Raw genomic sequence first — 20,124 nt, forward strand, 5'->3', positions numbered from 1 at the left:
TTTCAGTTTCGGGAAGACGCGAGGCGGCCGATCTCCTCAGTGACGAAATCGGCGAAGGTGTTGACAAGACGGGAACGGAATTTGTCTTTCAGAAGAATCACTTCCAGCGGTGTGTGCAGGCGGGGCTCGAGTGGAATGCCGACCAGACGCCCGGCCTTGACCGCACTCTGGATGGCCGCCTTCGAGGCGATGGCGACGCCGAAGCCCTGGGCAACCAGATGCTTGACCGATGACAGGCTGCCAAGTTCTGCCGTCACGTTGAGATCCTCGTACGGAATCCCTGCCGCTGCGAAAAACTGGTCCACCAGATCGCGGATCGCATTGCCTGGCTCCCGGTGAATCAGGGGATGGGGGGCGATCTGCTCAGCGCGCACGCTGAGTTCACGCGCCAGCATGTGATCGGGGGCGACGATCAGTTGCAGCTCGTCCTGTCCGGCGCCGCGCCGGTCGAGGGTCGGTTGCTCCGTGATGATCTCGATGAGGCCTACGTCGAGGTTGCGATCCATCACGCGAGATTCGATCAGCTGGGAGTTGCCCACCGAAACCCGCGGAATGACTCGCGGGTAGAGCCGCTTGAAGCCTTCCAGCAGATAGGGCAGCCAGTAGCCGGCGATGGTGGTGCTGGTGCCGAGGTGCAGTATCCCCGACAGCTCGTCGGTCAGTTCGGAGACGCGCGATTCCAGTTCCTCGGTGAGGCCGAGGATCCGTTCGGCGTAGGCCATTACCAGTTCTCCAGCCGCGGTCAGGACGACCCGACCGTGTCCGCGGTCGAACAAGCGCGTATTGAACTGCTCTTCCAACTGCTTGATCTGGAAGGTGACAGCCGGTTGTGTCATGAACAGCGCTTCTGCAGCGCGCGTGAAGGATCCGTGGCGGGCAACCGCGTGGAACACCTGAAGTCGACGATCAGCCATGACTCATAAATCCGATTTATGTACACCCTATTGGATCACAACATTGATTTAGTCGCCAGAAGAGGTCACGACCTTCGTGGTATAAAGCGCGGTCCTCAAAAAATTCACCGCGCTCCCGTCTCCCAGCGATGCCTTTCGGTTTCTACATGATCATGGCGGCGCAGTTCTTCTCTGCGCTGGCCGACAACGCCTTGTTGATCGCCTCAATCTACGTACTTCGGGAGATGCAAGCCCCGCAGGAGTATGAGCCGCTCCTCAAACTCTTTTTCACGTTGTCCTATGTGCTGCTGGCCGCCTTCGTCGGCGCCTTTGCCGACTCCATGCCCAAGTGGAGGGTGATGCTGATCAGCAACACCATCAAGATACTCGGGTGTGCATCCATGTTCTTTGGGATGCATCCACTGGCGGCCTACGCCCTCGTCGGCCTGGGGGCGGCAGCATACTCCCCGGCCAAATATGGAATTCTCACCGAATACCTGCCCCACCGCTTGCTGGTGGTGGCCAATGGCTGGATCGAAGGGCTCACGGTCGGGGCGATCATTCTGGGGACGCTGGTGGGTGGCATGCTGATCAAGCCGACCATTGCCCAGACTTTGCTGGGCTTTGATCTTCCCTTCATCGACACCGGTGTCGACACGGTCCCGGAAATGGCCTTGTGCATCGTCGGCCTGCTCTACCTGACGGCCGCACTGTTCAACCTCAAGGTGCCGGACACCGGAGTGGATCACAAGGCCCTGCGCAAGAACCCGATCTATCTGCTGCATGATTTCAACCACTGCCTGAAGCTGTTGTGGCGCGACAAGCTGGGCCAGATCTCCCTCGCGACGACGACGCTTTTCTGGGGGGCTGGTGCCACGCTGCAGTTCATCGTGATCAAGTGGGCCGAGCAGGCCCTGCACCTCGACTTGTCCCGGGCCTCGATGCTGCAGGGTGTCGTGGCCGTGGGGGTGGCGATCGGTGCAGTGATGGCCGCCAGGATGATCACCATGAAGGCGTCGGTACGCGTGATTCCCCTGGGCATCATCATGGGGATCATCGTCAACGTGATGATCTTCGTGACCGACATGAACCTGGCCATGGCCTTGATGGTGCTGATCGGCGCACTGTCCGGTTTCTTCGTGGTCCCGATGAATGCCTTGTTGCAGCACCGTGGCCACATCCTGATGGGAGCCGGCCACTCCATCGCCGTGCAGAACTTCAATGAGAACCTGTCCATCCTGATCATGACCGGGCTGTATGCCTTCCTGATCCGCTCCGGTTTCTCGATCAACATCGTCGTCGTAGCGTTCGGCCTGTTCGTGGCAGGCACCATGTACCTGGTGAAGCTCCGCCACGAGGCCAATCAGCGTGAGTTTGACTCCGTCGCCAGCCTGGAAGACATCCACCACTGAAATGGAGATGGGACGGCGCTACTGAGTCGTCCCGTTCGCGCCTTGCTTGCGCATCACTCAGTATCGCCGAGCAGCCGGTGTGCCTCGGCGTGCCGATACATGTCGAGCGCCGTGTTCAAGCCTGTTTTCTGCCGAATGGCGGTCTGGTAATTCGCCACCGTCTTGACACTCAGAAAGAGCCGGGCGGCAATCTCTTCCACCGTACGTCCGGCAGCCAGAAGCCTGAAAATCTCGAATTCCCGCGGGGACAGGACCTGATGCATGGCGCGGTCGCCATCCGACGATAACGCGTCGGCAATTTCCGGTGACAGGGCTTGCTCGCCATGAGCCACCCGCCGTACCGCGTCGATCAGGGCATCCGGCTCGCTGCTCTTGGTGAGATAGCCATCTGCGCCGGCGCGCAGGGCCTGCCCGACCATCGACGCGCTGTCGTGCATGGAGAAGATCAGAACCTTCAGCCCGGGCTGGCGCGCCTTGACCCGTGCCAGTGTTTCCAGGCCGCCCCGCCCCGGCATCGACAGATCCAGCACCAGTACGTCGGCCGAGTGCGCAGCGAACCACTGGCAGACGGAATCCGCATCGCCGAAATCGGCCACGACCTCCATGTCGGCCTCCAGCTCCAGCAGGCGCCGGTAGCCTGTCCGTACGACGGAATGATCGTCCGCAAGTGCAACGCGCAGCCGCGCGCTCATGCTTGGATGTGCCCGACGAGACGGGCGATGTTGGCAAAGACTTCCTGGGGCATTCGATGAAAGATGGGCCGGGTTCGCGAAGCTGCGTGAGTCGGGCGAATCCTGCCAGCTTTTGGGGCGTTCGTGGAAGGGGTGAATCCCGCCCTTCCCTGTTCCCACCCCTTACGAGATACATCTGGGGCCGTTGCGCGGCAGATCGGGCCCTATCGGACCCGTCTGCCGCGCAACGGCCCCGGGCTTACAGGCTGTAACGGATGCCGACCCACAGGGTACGGGGGGCGCCAGGAGCCAGGAAGGTGGAGTTTACGAGGGGATATTCCCCGCCCACGGCTGGAAAGGGCCGTGCGACGAAGCCACCGCTGCTCGAGAAAGCCGTGGAGCCGAGTTGGGCGGCCGTGGTGTATTCCCGATCGAACAAATTGTTGATCTGTCCGAAGAGCTGGATCTGGCGGTTCAGCTTGTAGTTGGCGGTCAGGTTGGCCACCGTGTAGCCGCTGGACTTGCCGCTGCCCAGGTAATAGACGCCATCGGCCTGGTGGCGATTGTTCTCATTGCCCCGCGCATAGGAGCCCGCCACGCCGATCAGATCCACACCCAGCGAGAGTGCGTCGCCGAACTGGTAGTCGGCCGAGGCCTTGATCATATGCTTCGGAATCAGCGGAATGCGGTCGCCCGATTTGATGTCCACCGTACCCTCGAGACCCGCACCGGCGCTGTTGGTGCTGTTTCCAGCGGCGCCTACGGTTTCTGCTGTCCGGTAGGTCGCGTCCAGATAGGTGTAGTTGAGGGCCACGCTGAGCGGCCCGATCCGGGTGCTGCCGCCCGCCTCTACGCCTTGCCGGCGGGTCTGGCCGAAGTTCTTGAAGTAACCGTAGCCGGCCTGCTGATCGGCGACGAACAGGATGTCGTCGTGGTTGTCCGACCGGAAAACACCCAGGTTCCAGCGGCTGGTAGCTCCGATCTGGCCACGCATGCCGAGATCCCAGGTCTTGGTCACGACCTGCTTGAGGGGCGGATCGCCAGCCATCGCATTGGGCAGCTTGCAGGGATTTTCCGGGTTGGCGCAGCCCAGCTCGATGGCAGTAGGGGTTCGGCTGCCCTCGCTGTAGCCGGCATAGGCGTTCCACGCGCGGGACGGCGTGAAGCTCAGCCCTAGCGCGGGATTGAAGCGGTCGAAGACGTGGTTGCCATCAAGGGAGTCTGCACCGCCGCCGGGATTGAGATTGTCCCGGTTCTTCACCACCGTCCGGTTGTAGCGGCCGGACAGCGTTGCGTGCCAGTAGTCGTTGATGGACACCGTATCGGTGGCGAACAGGCTCCACGTGCGGGTGTGGCCATTCAGGCTGACGCGGGAATCGAAGGCATCCTCGGAGTTCTGCGTGCCGTCGGCAAAGGCATTGACCGGCGTGATGCTGCGGTCGGCATTCACGTAGCCGAACTGGGCGCCCTGTTGAAAGCTCACATTGCTCTGATCGTAGCCCGCGCCTGCGATAAACAGGTTGCGCCGCCCGAACAGATTGGAGGAGAAGGAGGCCTGGCCGGAGAAGCCGAGGTTTTCCTGATCGCTGCGGGTTCGATTGATCAGCCCCGTGCACTTCTCGTTGGGTTCTTCGTTGGTCAGCGCATTGGCGATACAGCGCCAGTGCGGAAAAGGCGTATTCGCAGCGTTGGCACCGCTGGTGGGGAAGCCGGAGTAACCGGCCGCCGTCAGCGTGGCGCGTTCAGCGGCGCTGGGTTGATAGATGGACTGATCCAGCGCACCTTCGTTGATGTCCCCGTTGTAGGTGGACGTGTTTATCTTGCGGTAATACACGTTGCCCGACAGCAGCGTAGTGTCATCCAGGCTGTGCTTGCCGGTGAGATTGAGGAACAGGGAGCGGTTCTTGGTGATGTCCGGCTGCGTGTAAACGCTGTTGTAGTCCTGTTCGAGGAAACGGGTTTCCTGCAGGCCGTTGCCGGTAAGACGGTTGTCGGCATATGACACGGTCAGGTCGAGGTCGCTGGTTGCGTTCTGCCAGCCGAACTTTCCGAAGACCTGCCGCACGTCGGACGGTGAATTGGTGCGCCAGCCATTCTCGTGGAACTGGTTGGCGGTGACGAACCACTCCAGTCCGTTTTCGTTGGATCCCCCGTGTTCGAACTCGATCGAGCGACGGCCGTAGGAACCGCCGGTCAGTTGCACAGAGGTCCCGGGATGGGAGCGCCCTTCCTTGGTCTGGATGGCCAGTGCTCCGCCGAGGGTATTGAGCCCGAACAGGGGGTTGGAGCCGGGCATCATGTTCATCGAGGCGATCGCAGCCTTGGGGATCAGATCCCAGCTGACCACGTCACCGAAGGGCTGGTTGATGCGCACTCCATCCAGATAGACCGACAGGCCTTGCGGGGTTCCGAGCAGCGGTGAGGCGGTATAGCCCCGGTAATTGATGTCGATCTGGAAGGGGTTACCCTGCACCTCATTGACATGCACGCCACTGAGCTGGCGGTTCATGAACTGGGCCACATCGAGGGCGCGCCGCTTTTCGATGTCCTTGTCGGTGGCGGTTTGCACCGGCGCCGCAATCTTCTCCAGAGGTAGCTCCAGGCCAGGCAACGGCGTTTGGCCAACCACTACGACAGTCGGTGCGACAGCATCGTCGGCGTGCGCACCTGCTGCGAATGTCGCCATGACCGCGAGCGCAAGCGGATGAAGGCGCGGCCGGCGAATGGCGAGGGTGAATGGGGCGGGCTGGCGACGGACGGATTGCATGATGAAACGTGTCTCCTTTTTATGATTGTCTGCAGGTTACGCAACGGCAGGCGCCGGCACCATGGGAGAAATTCCCGACATCGATGAAGGCGCGCCGAAGGCTGCATACGCAAGTCGTTGACGCTCGAAAAACACATCCATATAATGCAAATCGTTCGCATTTGCATTTTCGACTGCTTGATCGTGCGTGGTTTGCAGCGCCCCGATTGCACCAATGCGCCACATCTCAGCCAGCCAGCCACCTGCCTTTGGGCATGTCGCAAGCCAGCCAGGAAGCAAGCCCGACTGGAGATTGACATGAATGCAGCCATGCCCTTGGCGGCTCACCCGAAACATGCCTTGCCCGCCCCCGTCCTGATGCTCTCGCGTCAGGACAATCCCCTGCCCGTGCGTCGCAACATGGTTGGCACGGGCGTTGCGATCGTTCTGCATCTGGCACTCCTGGGCCTTTTCGCGTACCAGTTCGAGAGCGCGGCCCCGCCGGTTACGCCGCCTCAGCCGTACATGACGGTCAGCCTCGTGTCCCCCGATACGCCGAAGCCTACACCGCCCCAGCCGCGCCCGACGCCGCAACCGGCTGTCAGCAAACAACAGCCCGTCGCCAGGCAACGCCCTGCTCAGCCCCGCGCGGAGGCCAGCCAGCAGACTCTCACCTCCGCTGCAACCGCCGCCAATGCGGTCGAAGCCACAGCGCCAGCAGCCCAATCCGCACCTCCTGCACCTCCCGTTCAGGCTCAAGCCAAGGAAGCGCCGGCGGCGATCGTTCCGCCCCGCTTCGATGCGGCCTATCTCTCCAATCCCGCTCCGGAATACCCGCGCCTCTCCCGCCGCATGGGCGAAGAGGGACGGGTGCTCCTGAAGGTGCAGGTCGGCGCCGACGGGCGTCCCACCGATGTCAGCATTTTCAAGAGCAGCGGCTTTCCGCGCCTGGACGAAAGCGCCCGCGACACCGTGCTGCGTAGCTGGCGCTTCGTGCCGGCCCGCCAGGCCGATCAAGCTGTTGCCGGCACCGTCAAGGTGCCCATCGATTTCACACTCAACCCCGCGTCCTAGGAAGGAATCCCCATGAACGAATCCACTTTCAGTTTCGGCCAGATCTGGGCCCAGGGTGACAGTGTCTCCCACGGCGTGGCCATCATCCTGGTGCTGATGTCCCTGGCGTCCTGGTCGGTCATCCTCGTCAAGGCCTGGAGCCTCGTGCGGCTGCGCCGCATGAGCACCGCCGCCAAGCAGTTCTGGCACGCCACCAGCATGGACGCCGGGATGGCCGCGTTGGCCCCGAATTCTGCCGAAAACCCCTTCCACGACCTGGCCAGCCGTAGCACCGAAGCCGTTGCCCATCATGTCACCCACCAGAACGAACTGCACGGCGTGCTCAATCTGAACGACTGGCTGACCAGCACCATGCGCCAGTCCATCGACGATTCCACCGGTCGCATGCAGGGCGGACTGTCGATCCTGGCCTCGGTCGGCGCGACGGCCCCGTTCATCGGCCTGTTCGGTACCGTGTGGGGTATCTATCATGCGCTGATGGGTATCGGTGCCGCGGGTCAGGCCACCCTCGACAAGGTGGCCGGACCGGTGGGCGAATCCCTGGTGATGACGGCCGGTGGTCTGGCAGTCGCGATTCCCGCCGTGCTGGGCTACAACGCCCTGGTACGCGGCAACAAGGAAATTCTGGCCCGCCTCAAGCACTTCGCCCATGATCTGCATGCCTTTCTGGTGACTGGTGGCAAGGTGCGCAAGAACCCGGCCAGCATCCATCCCCTGCCGACCCGGAAGGAAGCGCAATGAGCTTCAGCAGCCAGTTCGATGACGAAGGCGAGGTGATGTCGGAAATCAACATGACGCCCCTGGTGGACGTGATGCTGGTCCTGCTGATCATCTTCATCATCACCGTGCCGGTGATCAATCATGCGGTCAAACTCGACCTGCCCAAGGCCAGCAGCCAGCAGGAAGACGTGAGGCCGGACAAGATCAATCTGTCCATCAAGGCGGATGGCAGCCTGTCATGGAATGGCGAGAGCGTCGCTGCAGACGATCTGCAAAGCCGTCTGGAAAGCGCTGCCACCCGCCAACCCCAGCCAGAACTCCATCTCCAGGTGGACAAGCGAGCCGAGTACGATCATGTCGCCCAGTTGCTGTCTTCGGCCAGTCGGCTGGGCCTGGGCAAGATCGCCTTCGTGACGGAACCCGGCGCGCGTTGAAGAAACTGAAAGGTGTAGCAATCCTAAAAACGGGGGCGAGAAGATCGCTCCCGTTTATAAGAGCATCGCGGTATCAAACCCAGGAGCGTTACAGCGAGTAGATTGCGTACAGCAAGACCTCGCTCGCCGATCACCATCTTTGTAACGTTCCCCAAAAAACAAGAACGCGCAACTCATGGGTTGCGCGTTCCTGGCAAGGCCTGATGCCTTGTACGCGGCCCCGCCCCCTTGGCAGCTAGTCATGGAGGCCGACGCATCGACAACGCTGGAAACGTGGCGTTCTTCTGCCCATGCCAGAAAGTAACGGAAGTGGTTTATTTCCGTTCGATTTCATTCCACCAATAGAGGAAAACCATGGCGCCTTGCCGACCACGCTACCAGCAGGGTGGCCAGCAGCAGCACTAGCAGCGCAGGAGAAAAGGCCTCCACACCGAGGCGATCCAGCAGCACGCCACCCACGATGCCGCCGCCGGCGATTGCCGCGTTCCAGGCCGTGACCAGCATGGATTGCGCGACATCTGCAGCGTTGCCGGCGGTCCTGGCGAGGGCGGTCTGGAACAAGGTCGCGGCGCCACCAAAAGCCAGTCCCCAGCCCCCTACCGCTGCATAGACGGTGATCGCCTCGGCACCTGCCATGCCCAACGCCAAGGCCGCAAGTCCGAACAAGCCCGTGCTCGCAAGGGTCAGCGCGCGCAGATGCCGGTCGATCAGCACACCGATGATCCAGATGCCCAGCACCGACGTGACACCGAAAACCAGCAGCACCCGATCCGTGTGCTCCACCATGCCGGCCCTCGCCAGAAACGGCGCAATGTAGGTGTAGAGGATGTTGTGCGCGAGGACGAAAGCCAGCACCACGAACAACACCGGGCGAATTCCCGGCAGGGTGAAGACCTGCCGCAACGACAGGCGTTGGTCCGCAGCCTGCCCCGCGAAGTCCGGCACTTTCAGGTAGATCCAGACCATCAGGACCAGCGCCAGCAGGCTCATGGCGCCGAAGCACATACGCCACCCCATCGCGGTGCCGAGGAAGGTGCCGGCCGGCACCCCCAGGGACAGGGCCAGCGGCGTGCCCGCCATGGCGATGGCGATGGCGCGGCCCTTCTGGTGCTCAGGCACCATCCGCGCCGCGTAGCCTGCCAGTAGCGCCCACAGCAATCCCGCCGAGACGCCTGCCAGAAAGCGCGCCAGCATCGTCAGCGCGAAGTCGGCGGACAGGGTCGTCACCGTGTTGGCGATGGCGAAGCCGGCCATGGCGGCCAGCAGTAATGGCCGGCGACGCATCCCCTGTGTGGCGGCCGTCAACGGAATGGCGGCGACCAGGGAGCCGATGGCGTAGAGGGTGACGGTCTGGCCGACCCATGCCTCGGAGACGGCCAGGCCTTGCGCCATCTGGGGCAGCAGGCCGGCCGGCAGCGCTTCGGTCAGGATGGTGATGAAGGCCGCCATGGCGAGTGCCAGCAGCGATCCGAAAGGCATGCGCGCGTGCTCCGCCGCGCTCATCGCCCGGCCTCCAGGGCGCCGTAGACCGCATCGCGCAGATCGGTGACGAAGCGTCCCGACATGCCTTCGTACAAGGTGTTGGTGAAGGCGACGACGCTGAGTCCCCGCGCCCGATCCACGAACCAGGCATGGCCGTAGGCACCACCCCACCGCCAGGTGCCTTCCGACTCGGGGGAAGCGGCCAGGGCCGGGTCGCGCAAGACCGAGAATCCCAGTCCGAAGCCAAAGCCCGGCGCATTGGGTAGTTCCTGTCCGCCGGTCTGATCGCGCGCCATCTCGGCGATCAGTGGGTCGGGCAGGAGCGCATCGCCACCCTGGCGCAAGGCTTCCAGCAGGCGCAGGAAGTCCTCGGCGGTTCCCGCCATGCCCGCACCGCCGGAAGGGAAGGCCTGGGGGTCGAAGATGCGCGCAGGGCTGTAGGAGATGCCGATGGCCCCTTCGAAGGGTGAAACGGTTTCGCCTTCCGCCAGGGGGTGTGGGGGGGCGTCATTCACATAGGCGGTCGCCACGCGTTGCGCGTCCAGCGCCACAAAGCCGGTATCGGCCATGCCCAGCGGAGCGGTCACAAGCTGGCGGACGGCGGCCTCCAGGGGCTCGCCGTGCACCTGTTCGATCACGGCGCCCAGCACGTCAGTGGCCAGCGAGTAGCCCCAGGCCGTGCCCGGCGCGTACAGCAGCGGCACGCCGGCGATGCGGCGCAGGTTCTCTGCCAGGCTGATAGCGGACGCGTCCATGCCGTCGGAGACGCCGGCCCGCGCATAAGGACCGTCCGCATCCGCTTCGAAGAAGCGGTAGCCCAGCCCCGCCGTGTGGCTGAGCAGTTGCCGCACGGTGATCTGCGCCGGCCGTCCATCGGCCAATTGCGGCCGGAAACCGGGTAGCCAGCGATCGATGCCATCGTCCAGGCCGAGCCGGCCTTGTGCCACCAGCACCAGCGCCGCCGTCGAGACGATGGGCTTGCTGACCGATGCCAGGCGGAAGATTGCGTCGACGGTCATTTTTCGCTGGCGCTCGCGGTCGGCCCAGCCGGCCGCCTGGCGGTCGATCAATACGCCGTCGCGGGCCACCAGGACCACGGCGCCGACCAGACGCTGTTCGTCCAGTGCCCGCTGAATCGCCGCCTGGATGCGGGCGGACAGATCGGTGGGCGGCAGGCCTGAAGGCAGCGGGAATACGGGCGTCGTCACGGGGGAATTCCTTTCGTCAATGAACATGCCCGTCACGATAGAAAATCGGCGATTAGAGAAAAATCCGGGTACAGTTCCGTTTTGAGCGGAACTATTTGTCCGCAATGGAGATGCAGTGGATAGCGTGAACGGCTTCATGGTGTTTGTGCAGGTCGCCGAGACGCGCAGCTTCGTCGCGGCCGGTCGCTTGCTGGGCGTATCGGCATCCGCCGTCGGCAAGAGCGTCTCGCGGCTGGAAGAAAAGCTCGGCGTGCGCCTGTTCCACCGCAGCACGCGCAGCGTCTCGCTGACGGCCGAAGGCACGTTGTTCCTGGAGCGCAGCCGCCGCATCCTGGCCGAGATCGAGGCGGCGGAACTGGAGTTGTCGCAGGCGACGTCGGCACCGCGCGGCCGGCTGCGGGTCAGCCTTCCCCTGGTCAGTTCGCTGGTGCTGCCGGTGCTCGGCGAGTTCATGCGCGACTACCCGGCCATCGAGCTGGACCTGGACTTCACCGACCGGCTGGTTGATGTAATCGACGAAGGTTTTGACGCCGTCGTCCGGACCGGCGACCCGGCAGACTCGCGCCTGTCAGCGCGCCGGCTGGGGGCTTTCCGCTCGTTGGTGGTCGCCTCGCCCGACTACCTGGCGCGGCGGGGCACGCCGAAGGTGCCTGCCGACTTGCTGCAACACGCCTGCCTGCACTACCGCTTTCCCAACAGCGGCAAGCTGGAACCCTGGGCGCTGCGACAGGCGCCCGGCGAGCCGGAGCTGCCGTTGCCCACCTCGATGATCTGCAACAACATCGAGACGCGGGTGTGCTTTGCACTGCAGGGATTGGGGATCACCTATCTGCCGGACTTCGCGATCAGGGAGCAGCTGGCGGATGGACGCTTGCGTGCCGTTCTGACGGAGCACGTGGAGCGCACCGGGGTCTTCCACGTGCTCTGGCCAGCCAGCAAACATCCCTCGCCCAAGGTCCGCGCCTTCGTCGATTTCCTGTGCGCCCGGGTGTTCCCGTCCTCGGAAACCAAGCAGCCAACCCGAAGCAGACGGTGAGCTTTCGGGTTGCACTGCTGTCGCAGTTCACTTGATGATGTAGCGGGTGAACTCAGTCCGCCTGGCTCGCTGGTAAAGGAAAACCGCTTTCCAGCAGCGACACCAACCCATCCACGGTGGTTTCCGCCTGCCTGATTGAATCGGCCAGCCGCCGATCGGCGAACTCGTCGTACTCAATGGACGTGCCGTGGACGTCGGTTACGCCGATGTAGGCGAATGCCGTGCGAACCGATGCCTCCACATGGTTGCGGTCGGCCATGCGTCCACCCGGCTGGTATCCATAGTCACCTCGCGAGGAGAGGATGACCAGGCGCTTGCCGGCATTCGCCAGCAGCGGCCAGTAAGGCTCGCCGTCCCGGTTCCGATCGAACCCGAAGGTACGCCCCACGCGCACGATATTGTCGATGTAGGCCTTGAATTGTGCCGGCGGCCCGAAGTTATACATCGGGACACCCGCGACGATGAGGTCGGCCTGTAGCAGCTCGTCGATCAGCGTATCGCTGATACGCAGTTCCTCGTGCATCCAGGGCTCACGCACTTGTTCGGACGTGAACGCGGCATGTATCCACTGGCCGGTAACAGGCGGCGGTGGTTCCTGGCCGACGTCGCGGTAGATCACTTTCGTCTCGGGATGAAGTGCCGTCCATTGCCGGACAAAACGCGCCGTAAGCCGGCGCGTGTGCGACCCATGGGGCGTCGTGTCGGAACCGCCGGGACGGGCGCTGGCGTCGATGTGCAAAAGCGTGGTCATGTCTGAAGGCTCCATACAGATGAATAAAAATTAGTGGTACGGAGTTTCAATGGAACGCTAATCGGAGACAAACGATTATTTTTGAATCAATGGATGATATGAGATCATCCATTGATGGTGATGCGACTCCCCTCCCTCAGTGCTTTGCGTGCCTTCGAAGCGGCGGCACGTCTGCGTAGTTTCAAGAAGGCCGCAGAAGAACTGGCCGTCACGGGAACGGCGATCAGCCACCGCATTCGCGTGCTGGAGGAATACCTCGAACGCCCCTTGTTCTTGCGTAAGGTACGCGCAGTCGAGCTGACCCCGAACGGGCAGGTCTTGCTCGCGGCGGTCAGTAGTGGCTTCCAGACCATCGCCGCGGCGATCGAACAGGTACGCCAACCTCGCCGTGCATCGGTGACGCTATCGGCGACGCCTGCCTTCGCCACCAAATGGCTGGTACCTAAGCTGGCTGCATTCCAGGCTGCACATCCCGGTATCGATCTGCACGTCCATGCCTCCAACGAGCCCGTTGATCTGAATGCCGGCACGGCGGACCTGGCGATCCGATACGGGCATGGCCGTTACCAGGGCGTCACGACCACCTTGCTGCTGGAGGATCGCTTCGCACCTGTAGCCAGTCCTGCCTGCTTGGCGATGATGGACAAGGATGCGTCGCAATGGCCTCTGATCCACTTCGACTGGCATCGCCCACCAGCCGTCGATCTGACCTGGAGTGCATGGGCGCACCAGACGGAACGCAAGCCATCCGACCTATCCGGCGGCATTCGCTACTCCGAGGAAAGCCACGCTATCCAGGCGGCAGTCGCGGGTCAGGGTGTCGCGCTCCTGAGCTTGCTGCTGGTCGAAGATGAACTGCGCCTGGGGCTCCTGAAGATCGTCGCAGAGCCCGTGCTCAAAGGCATGTCGTATCACCTCGTTAAATCCACTCAGCGCCCTGTTTCAGACGCGGTTTCGATGGTGGAGGACTGGCTGATTCGAGTCGCGACTACGAGCTCCATCGGCATCGGTGCAGAGGTAAACGCCACGCCAGCCGGCCATCAGGTAGCGGCGATTTACCCTGTCGCCTAATGGGGCCAGCAACAACAAGGCTGGCGCGCAACCCATTTGAGTGGTTGTAACCACTCTACCAACCGCATGTGACGATTCCGTGCTGCTTCCACGCACCACCGAAGTGCAAAAAGTGAGATAGAGAGCCAAGCGACGGGAAGCCGGGTCAAGTTTCAGAAAGCACCGGCATATGATGAACGAACCTAAGACGAACCTAAGCTTTTGATAAAACTTCCGTATTTAGTCTCTGTGAAGTCCGGCGAAATACCGGGATGAAGTCATGGTGAAATAAAAAAACCTCCGCCCGCTCTTCGCGGGTTGGAGGTTCTTTTCATGCACCGCAGCTGAGTGCGATGCGGATGGAGCATTACGGCTTAGTGGTCCGCGGTGAGCTGGGCGATGAACGCTGCTTCCTTCTCGGCCGGGAACGCATGTGCAGCCATGATGCGCTGAACAGCCGTCGGGGCGCTGCTGTTGCCATCCACCGAGAACTCAATACCGATCGTGCGGCCATTGGCGGCCAGGGTCATGAAGGCGCTACGCCAGCGTTGGGACTCGGCCAGACGCTCGCGAACTTCGTTTTCGTTGCGGATCACGACGCCCGCGGCCTTGAGGGAATCCAGAAACTCTGCGTAGGACTCGTTGCAATAACTGCCCATCGACTTCTCCTGTTAAATCCGGTGATCGCTCACCTGTACTCGCTTAACGCAAACGTCAGCAAGCCGGATGACAGGATTTCAAAAAAATTTTCGGGCCTTTACCACTCAGGGGATTGCCCTGAATCAGAGACTGATCGGACTGGCCACATCGCATCGCCCCGAGGCGATCCAGAGACCGCGATCGAGTTGCCAGCAGCGCCTCTCACCATGCTCTGAGCGACGCTGCGCCCACCCGGCCTGCAGGCGCAGATCGGGTGGGCTGATGCAGCAAGCGCTGCCTTATACCGATGCCGATCAGGCAAACAGCTCGGCGTCGATCCCGGCTGTCGCTGCATCGCCAGCCGTCACGGTTTCTGCATAGGCGGAGGCCTGGGGCAGCAGCTGGTCCGCGTAGAAGCGGGCGGTGGCGAGTTTGTTGCGGTAAAAGATCCGGTCGCCGTCGCCGCGGGTCAGATGGCCGGCGGCGGCCAGCGCAGTCTTGCCCATCATCCAGCCGCCGCTGACGGTGACGGCCAGGTGCAGGTAGGGCACGGCAGCGGCCAGCGCACCACCGAGACCGTTCTTGACGTTGCCGGCCAGCCATTCGGTCGCAATCGTCCACGCCTTCAGCGCGTTGCCGAGTTTGTGGCCGATGGCCTGCAGTTCCGGCTGACCACTTGCACCCAGCGTCTTGGCGGTGGCGTGGATCTCGCCGAACACAAGCTTGACCGTAGCGCCCTGGTCGCGCATCAGCTTGCGGAACAGCAGGTCGTTGGCCTGGATGCCGGTGGTGCCCTCGTAGATCGTGGTGATGCGGGAGTCGCGCCAATGCTGGGCAGCGCCGGTTTCCTCGATGAAACCCATGCCGCCATGGATCTGCATGCCGAGGGAAGTCACCTCGATTCCCATTTCGGTGCCGCCGCCCTTGACGATGGGAATCATCAGCTCGGCCAGGTAGAGCTTCTGCTTGCGTACCTCGGCGTCCGGGTGCTTGTGGGCCATGTCGAGCAGGCCGGCGGTGTAATAGGTCAGCGCGCGGCAGGCTTCGACGCGGGACTTCATCAGCATCAACATTCGGCGGACGTCCGGATGTCTGTCGATGCTCACCAGCGCCTCGCCGGTCAGTGCATCGCGGCCCTGCTTGCGATCGCGGGCATAGGCCAGTGCCTGCTGGTAGGCGCGCTCGCCGAGGGCGATGCCCTGCAGACCGACGCCGAGCCGGGCCTGGTTCATCATGATGAACATGTACTCCAGGCCCCGGTTGGCCTCGCCGAGCAGGTAGCCGACGGCACCTTCCTTGTCGCCAAAGGCCATCACGCAGGTTGGGCTGGCGTGGATGCCAAGCTTGTGCTCGATCGACACGCAATGGGCGTCGTTGCGGGCGCCCAGCGAGCCATCGGCATTCACGAGGAACTTCGGCACCAGGAACATCGAGATGCCTTTCACGCCTGCCGGCGCGTCCGGTAGCCGGGCGAGGACGAGATGCACGATGTTGTCGGTCATGTCGTGGTCGCCGTAGGTGATGAAGATCTTCTGGCCGAAGACCCGGTACGTGCCGTCGGCCTGCGGCTCGGCGCGGGAGCGGATCAGCGCCAGATCGGAACCGGCCTGAGGCTCGGTGAGATTCATCGTGCCTGTCCATTCGCCAGACACCATCTTCTCCAGATAGGTGGACTTCAGTTCATCGCTGGCGCAGGTCAGCAGGGCTTCAACGGCACCGGTGGTCAGCAGCGGGCCGAGGGAGAAGGCCATGTTCGCCGAGCAGATCATCTCCTTGACGGCGATGCCGAGCAGGTCGGGCAGGCCCTGACCACCAAACTCGGCGGGCAGCGTAATGCCATTCCAGCCAGCGTCGCGGTACTGCTGGTAGGCCGCCTTCCAGCCTGTCGGCGTCGTCACCCCCTCGGCACCGAGCGTGCAGCCTTGCCTGTCGCCGACGTGGTTCAGCGGTGCCAGCACCTCGCCGGCGAACTTCGCAGCTTCGTCGAGAATGGCGTCGGCCAGGTCCGGCGTCGCCTCCTCGCAACCGGGCAGACGGGCGATCTCGTTGAAAGCAGCCAGTTCGTCCATGACGAAGCGCATGTCCTTGATCGGGGCGCGGTAATCGGTCATTTCATTCTCCTTGGTCAATCGTTCGTTTTAATTTGAAGGCGTAATCGGTTCAGCCCTGCGCCGCCATGCGGCGGCCGGGAACAAGATGTGTAGTCGGTAGTGCGTGCGGAGTCCCGACCGCCCCAACCCGATCTGGCGTCGGCTCAGCGATGCGGGACGGAGGTCAGAAGGCTTTGGCCAGGAGGTCGGCCTTTGCCGCCAGGTATTCGCGCTTCATCCGGGCAATGACGTTGGCAGCCGGCAATACGTCGTCGATGGTGCCAACGCCCTGCCCTGCCCCCCAGATGTCGCGCCAGGCCTTGGCATCGCTGTCTTTGCCGAAGCTCATGGCGCTCTTGTCGCGAACCGGCAGATCTTCCGGGTTGAGTCCGGCGGCGAGGATGCTCTTCTTGAGATAGTTGCCGTGCACACCGGTGAAGTAAGGTGTGTAGACCACGTCCTGGGCCGTGGATTCGAGCAGCGCCTGCTTGTAGGCGTCGGCGGCGTTGGCCTCCTCCGTCGCGATGAAGCGCGAGCCGATGTAGGCGAAATCGGCCCCCAGCGCCTGCGCGGCCAGGATGCTGGAGCCGTTGGTGATGGCGCCGGACAGCGCAATCGGACCGTCGTAGAACTTGCGGATCTCACCGACCAGCGCGAAGGGACTCAGGGTGCCGGCGTGACCGCCCGCGCCGGCGCAGACCAGGATCAAGCCGTCGACGCCGGCCTCCAGCGCCTTCTCCGCATGGCGCACGCTGATCACGTCATGAAAGACCAAGCCGCCGTACGCATGCACCTGCGGCACGATGCGGGTCGGTGCCGACAGGCTGGTGATGACCAGCGGCACCTCGTGCTTCACACACAGGGCCATGTCGTGCTCCAGCCGCGTGTTCGACGGGTGGATGATCTGGTTAACCGCGAAGGGTGCAGCCGCCGGGCTGTCCGCCAGCGTGGCGTTGATGCGCGTCAGCCAGTCGTCGAGCAGAGCCTGCGGGCGCGCGTTCAGCGCTGGAAAGGAGCCGATGACGCCGCTGCGGCACTGGGCGATGACCAGATCAGGATTGGAGACGATGAACATCGGCGCGCAGATCACCGGCAGCGCGAGGTTCTTGTTCAACGAAGCGGGAATCGACATTCAGGCAGCCTCCTTCAGCGCACGCCGCAGAATCTTGCCAACGTTGGTGCGCGGCAGGTCGTCGCGGAATTCCACGTGTTTGGGTACTTTGTAGCCGGTCAGCACCGTACGGCAGTGCTCGATCAGCGCTTTCTCGGTCAATGCCGGGTCCTTGCGGACAACGAAGATCTTCACCGCCTCGCCGGAATGCTCGTCGGCAACGCCGATTGCCGCCACATCGCCGACGCCCGGGTGCATCGCCACCGCCTCCTCGACCTCGTTGGGATACACGTTGAAGCCGGACACCAGGATCATGTCCTTCTTCCGGTCCACCAGGAAGACGAAGCCCTGCTTGTCCACGTAGCCCATGTCCCCGGTGCGCAGGAAACCGTCCGGATGAAAGGCGTTGGCGGTTTCCTCAGGGCGCTGCCAGTAGCCCTTCATCACCTGCGGACCGCGGATGCAGATCTCGCCGACCTGGGTGATCGGTACTTCGGTCCCGGCGTCGTCGCGGATCGAAATCTCGGTGGACGAGATCGGCAGGCCGATCGCCCCGTTGAAGCCGTCCATGTCGAGGGGGTTGATGGTTGCCGCCGGCGAAGTCTCGGTCAGCCCGTAGGCCTGCAGCAGCGGCGTGCCGGTGATCTGGCGCCAGCGCTCCGCCACTGGCGCCTGCACGGCCATGCCGCCGCCGAGGGTGACACGCATGGTCGAGAAATCCAGCTTGGCGAAATCCGGGTTGTTGAGCAGCGCATTGAACAGCGTATTGACGCCGGTAAACACGCTCACCGGGTATTTCGACCATTCCTTCACGAAACCCGGGATGTCGCGGGGATTGGCGATCAGCAGGTTCGTTGCGCCGATCATCAGGAAGGTCAGGCAGTTCGCCGTCAGCGCGAAGACGTGGTACAGCGGCAAGGCCGTGACGATGATCTCCTGCCCTTCGCGCACCGCAGGGCGGATCCAGTTGTAGGCCTGGGTGACGTTCGAGGTGATGTTGGCGTGGGTCAGCATCGCGCCTTTGGAAACGCCGGTCGTGCCGCCGGTGTATTGCAGGAAGGCCAGATCCTGCTGGCCGAGCGGCACCGGCTTGAAGCGCTGGCGCTGGCGCTGGCCGATGGCGAGGGCGGAGCTGAAGCCGATCGCCGTCGGGATGGTCCACGCCGGCACCATCTTCCTCACGCGGCGGACGACCAGATTGACCAGCGCCCCCTTCACTGCACCCAGCATCTCGCCCATCGGCGTGACGATGACGTGGCGCAGCGCGGTCGTCCTGGGCAGCACCTGCTCCAGCGTATGGGCGAAGTTCTCGACGATGACGATGGCCGCTGCGCCGGAGTCCTTGAGCTGATGCTCCAGTTCCCGCGGGGTGTATAGCGGATTGCAATTGACCACCACGCAGCCGGCCCGCAAGGTGCCGAACAGGGCCACCGGGTATTGCAGCAGGTTCGGCATCATCAGCGCGACGCGGTCGCCCTTTTGCAGCCCCCGCGACTGCAGCCAACCAGCAAAGGCAAGGGACGCCTCGTCGAGCTGGCGATAAGTCATCTCCTTGCCCATGCTGATGTAGGCAACCTTGTCCGCGTAGGTCTTGCATGCGTTCTCGAGCAGCGCGACCAGCGATGGGATGTGTTCGATGTCGATGTCCGCCGGGATGCCCACCGGGTAGCTTTGTAGCCAGATTCTGTCCATGTCTGTCTCCTCGGCTGGCCGGTCAGTTGCCGAGCAGCGCTTTCTTGAGCCCGGCATCCGCGGGCTTGTCGCCAAGCCAGACCTTCAGCAAAGCCTTGGCGAACGCGCCGCCGGCGACCTTGCCGCGGGGCTCGCCGTTGACGCTCAGCGCCACGCCATCGCCGCTGAAATCGAGGGCCACGCTGTCGCCCTCGTGCACCTTGCCGAGGCCGCGCATCAGGCTGCCGAACTGTTCGGACTGGGGCTTCACGGCTTCCAGCTCGGCGGGCGTGTTGTTGTGGGCCAGCCCTTCCTCCAGCGCCGAGTGCAGCGTGTCGGCGCTGATGTCGCGCAGCAGGCGCAGATTCATTCGCCGCGGTGTGGTGGCGTCGATCAGCGCAGCGGCCGTGCCGGTTTTCTGCGGTGCGTACAGCGCGCCGACATAGAGCTTGATGAACAGCTTGCTGCGCAGGCCGGCGCCGTTCAGCACCAGCTCGCTGTTGCCGACGCGGGCCCGCTCGTCGATCTTGATGCCGGCGACTTCCGCGGCGTGTAGCCCGGGCGAGGCCAGCAGGGCCGCCAGCAAGGCGGCCCCGGCGAAACGATGAAATTGACTCATTGCTCTCCTCCAGCGGATTTCTTCCGGTAGAAATTTTTCTCGGCGATATAAACCGTGCGCTCCACCACCGTATGCACAATGCCGTGTGCGTCCTTCAGCTCGACCTGGAAAGTCCGCTCCAGCTCCGGCTGTTGTGCCAGCGCGGCGCGGATGTCGGCCAGCTCTTCGGGGCTCAGCACGAAGTCGGCGTACAGCGTCGTGTAGCCCGGCTTGCGGTAGCGGATGCTCGCCGCCTTGTCCCATACGATGTAGCTCTCGCCCAGCGCCGCCATCAGCATCATCGGGTGTGCCCCGTCGGTGATCGCGAACAGCGAGCCGCCGTACAGCGAACCGACGATGTTGCGGGTCTTCCACGACAACGGCAGCGCAATGCGGATGTGGCGCAGGTCTCGCCCCACATGCACGACCCGTCCGCCCGTGCCGCGGAAGGCCGGGTGCAGGTTGAAGCCCAGGCGCACCATGCGGGCACGCCACGCGGGCGGGAGTTTGGCGAGCCAGGCGGGCTTCATGATCGGTT

At 63.3% G+C, this 20,124-nt stretch carries 19 protein-coding genes; 6 read left to right on the top strand and 13 right to left on the bottom strand.

Going from position 1 to position 20,124, the window contains the following annotated elements; translation table 11 throughout:
* Positions 1–2 precede the first annotated feature (2 nt).
* Positions 3–914: a LysR family transcriptional regulator gene (locus tag B4920_RS06180; protein ID WP_079433748.1), complete on the bottom strand. Its 912-nt coding sequence runs from the start codon at positions 912–914 to the stop codon at positions 3–5.
* 128 nt (positions 915–1,042) lie between these two features.
* Between B4920_RS06180 and lplT the strand changes: the two genes are divergently transcribed.
* A complete protein-coding gene (gene lplT, locus B4920_RS06185; protein ID WP_079433749.1) occupies positions 1,043–2,305 on the top strand; it encodes a lysophospholipid transporter LplT in 1,263 nt (420 codons plus the stop codon).
* A gap of 53 nt (positions 2,306–2,358) precedes the next feature.
* Here the strand turns inward: lplT and B4920_RS06190 are convergent, their stop codons facing one another.
* From B4920_RS06190 to B4920_RS29455, 3 genes are all read right to left on the bottom strand, one after another.
* Positions 2,359–2,997 carry a response regulator transcription factor gene (locus B4920_RS06190; protein WP_079433750.1) on the bottom strand — a complete coding sequence of 213 codons (639 nt, stop codon included), beginning with the start codon at positions 2,995–2,997 and terminating at the stop codon, positions 2,359–2,361.
* Positions 2,998–3,235: 238 nt separating this feature from the next.
* The gene (locus tag B4920_RS06195) at positions 3,236–5,743 is read right to left on the bottom strand and encodes a TonB-dependent receptor (RefSeq protein ID WP_079433751.1); all 2,508 of its coding nucleotides are present in this window, start codon (positions 5,741–5,743) and stop codon (positions 3,236–3,238) included.
* Between the two features lie 36 nt (positions 5,744–5,779).
* The gene (locus B4920_RS29455) at positions 5,780–6,175 is read right to left on the bottom strand and encodes a hypothetical protein (RefSeq protein ID WP_161493249.1); all 396 of its coding nucleotides are present in this window, start codon (positions 6,173–6,175) and stop codon (positions 5,780–5,782) included.
* 72 nt (positions 6,176–6,247) lie between these two features.
* On the opposite strand from B4920_RS29455, the gene B4920_RS29460 reads away from it, so the two are divergent.
* From B4920_RS29460 to B4920_RS06210, 3 genes are read left to right on the top strand one after another with little or no spacing between them, the layout of a single operon-like run.
* Positions 6,248–6,796 (top strand): energy transducer TonB, encoded by a 549-nt coding sequence (locus B4920_RS29460; RefSeq protein ID WP_161493250.1) that lies wholly within the window; start codon positions 6,248–6,250, stop codon positions 6,794–6,796.
* Between the two features lie 12 nt (positions 6,797–6,808).
* Positions 6,809–7,537: a MotA/TolQ/ExbB proton channel family protein gene (locus B4920_RS06205; RefSeq protein ID WP_079433753.1), complete on the top strand. Its 729-nt coding sequence runs from the start codon at positions 6,809–6,811 to the stop codon at positions 7,535–7,537.
* Positions 7,534–7,950 (top strand): biopolymer transporter ExbD, encoded by a 417-nt coding sequence (locus tag B4920_RS06210; protein ID WP_079433754.1) that lies wholly within the window; start codon positions 7,534–7,536, stop codon positions 7,948–7,950. Before B4920_RS06205 ends, B4920_RS06210 begins: the two co-directional genes overlap by 4 nt.
* A gap of 330 nt (positions 7,951–8,280) precedes the next feature.
* Here B4920_RS06210 and B4920_RS06215 read toward each other — a convergent pair whose 3' ends face one another.
* Together B4920_RS06215 and B4920_RS06220 are read right to left on the bottom strand one after the other, a co-directional pair.
* Positions 8,281–9,429, bottom strand: a complete 1,149-nt coding sequence (locus B4920_RS06215; RefSeq protein WP_216819768.1) for an MFS transporter — start codon at positions 9,427–9,429, stop codon at positions 8,281–8,283.
* 20 nt (positions 9,430–9,449) lie between these two features.
* A complete protein-coding gene (locus tag B4920_RS06220) occupies positions 9,450–10,640 on the bottom strand; it encodes a serine hydrolase (protein ID WP_079433756.1) in 1,191 nt (396 codons plus the stop codon).
* A 115-nt stretch (positions 10,641–10,755) separates the two neighbouring features.
* On the opposite strand from B4920_RS06220, the gene B4920_RS06225 reads away from it, so the two are divergent.
* The gene (locus B4920_RS06225) at positions 10,756–11,676 is read left to right on the top strand and encodes a LysR family transcriptional regulator (protein WP_079433757.1); all 921 of its coding nucleotides are present in this window, start codon (positions 10,756–10,758) and stop codon (positions 11,674–11,676) included.
* A gap of 52 nt (positions 11,677–11,728) precedes the next feature.
* Here the strand turns inward: B4920_RS06225 and B4920_RS06230 are convergent, their stop codons facing one another.
* Positions 11,729–12,427 carry an FMN-dependent NADH-azoreductase gene (locus B4920_RS06230; RefSeq protein ID WP_079433758.1) on the bottom strand — a complete coding sequence of 233 codons (699 nt, stop codon included), beginning with the start codon at positions 12,425–12,427 and terminating at the stop codon, positions 11,729–11,731.
* A 114-nt stretch (positions 12,428–12,541) separates the two neighbouring features.
* Between B4920_RS06230 and B4920_RS06235 the strand changes: the two genes are divergently transcribed.
* Positions 12,542–13,498 carry a LysR substrate-binding domain-containing protein gene (locus B4920_RS06235; RefSeq protein WP_079433759.1) on the top strand — a complete coding sequence of 319 codons (957 nt, stop codon included), beginning with the start codon at positions 12,542–12,544 and terminating at the stop codon, positions 13,496–13,498.
* 353 nt (positions 13,499–13,851) lie between these two features.
* Here the strand turns inward: B4920_RS06235 and B4920_RS06240 are convergent, their stop codons facing one another.
* The 6 genes from B4920_RS06240 to B4920_RS06265 all read right to left on the bottom strand — a co-directional run bounded on the left by B4920_RS06240 (position 13,852) and on the right by B4920_RS06265 (position 20,116).
* On the bottom strand, positions 13,852–14,136 hold the full coding sequence (locus B4920_RS06240; RefSeq protein WP_079433760.1) for a hypothetical protein: 285 nt from the start codon (positions 14,134–14,136) through the stop codon (positions 13,852–13,854).
* Positions 14,137–14,430: 294 nt separating this feature from the next.
* Positions 14,431–16,227, bottom strand: coding sequence for an acyl-CoA dehydrogenase (locus B4920_RS06245; RefSeq protein ID WP_079433761.1), 1,797 nt, complete (start codon positions 16,225–16,227; stop codon positions 14,431–14,433).
* A gap of 163 nt (positions 16,228–16,390) precedes the next feature.
* A complete protein-coding gene (locus B4920_RS06250) occupies positions 16,391–17,338 on the bottom strand; it encodes a nitronate monooxygenase family protein (RefSeq protein ID WP_079433762.1) in 948 nt (315 codons plus the stop codon).
* On the bottom strand, positions 17,339–19,009 hold the full coding sequence (locus B4920_RS06255; protein WP_079433763.1) for a long-chain-fatty-acid--CoA ligase: 1,671 nt from the start codon (positions 19,007–19,009) through the stop codon (positions 17,339–17,341). It abuts the gene before it with no gap.
* Between the two features lie 22 nt (positions 19,010–19,031).
* Entirely contained in the window at positions 19,032–19,607 is a 576-nt protein-coding gene (locus B4920_RS06260) for a chalcone isomerase family protein (RefSeq protein ID WP_079433764.1), read from the bottom strand.
* Entirely contained in the window at positions 19,604–20,116 is a 513-nt protein-coding gene (locus B4920_RS06265) for a DUF4442 domain-containing protein (RefSeq protein ID WP_079433765.1), read from the bottom strand. Before B4920_RS06265 ends, B4920_RS06260 begins: the two co-directional genes overlap by 4 nt.
* Between the last annotated feature and the right edge of the window lie 8 nt (positions 20,117–20,124).

The organism is Zoogloea sp. LCSB751 (genome assembly GCF_002028455.1).
Lineage (GTDB): Bacteria > Pseudomonadota > Gammaproteobacteria > Burkholderiales > Rhodocyclaceae > Zoogloea.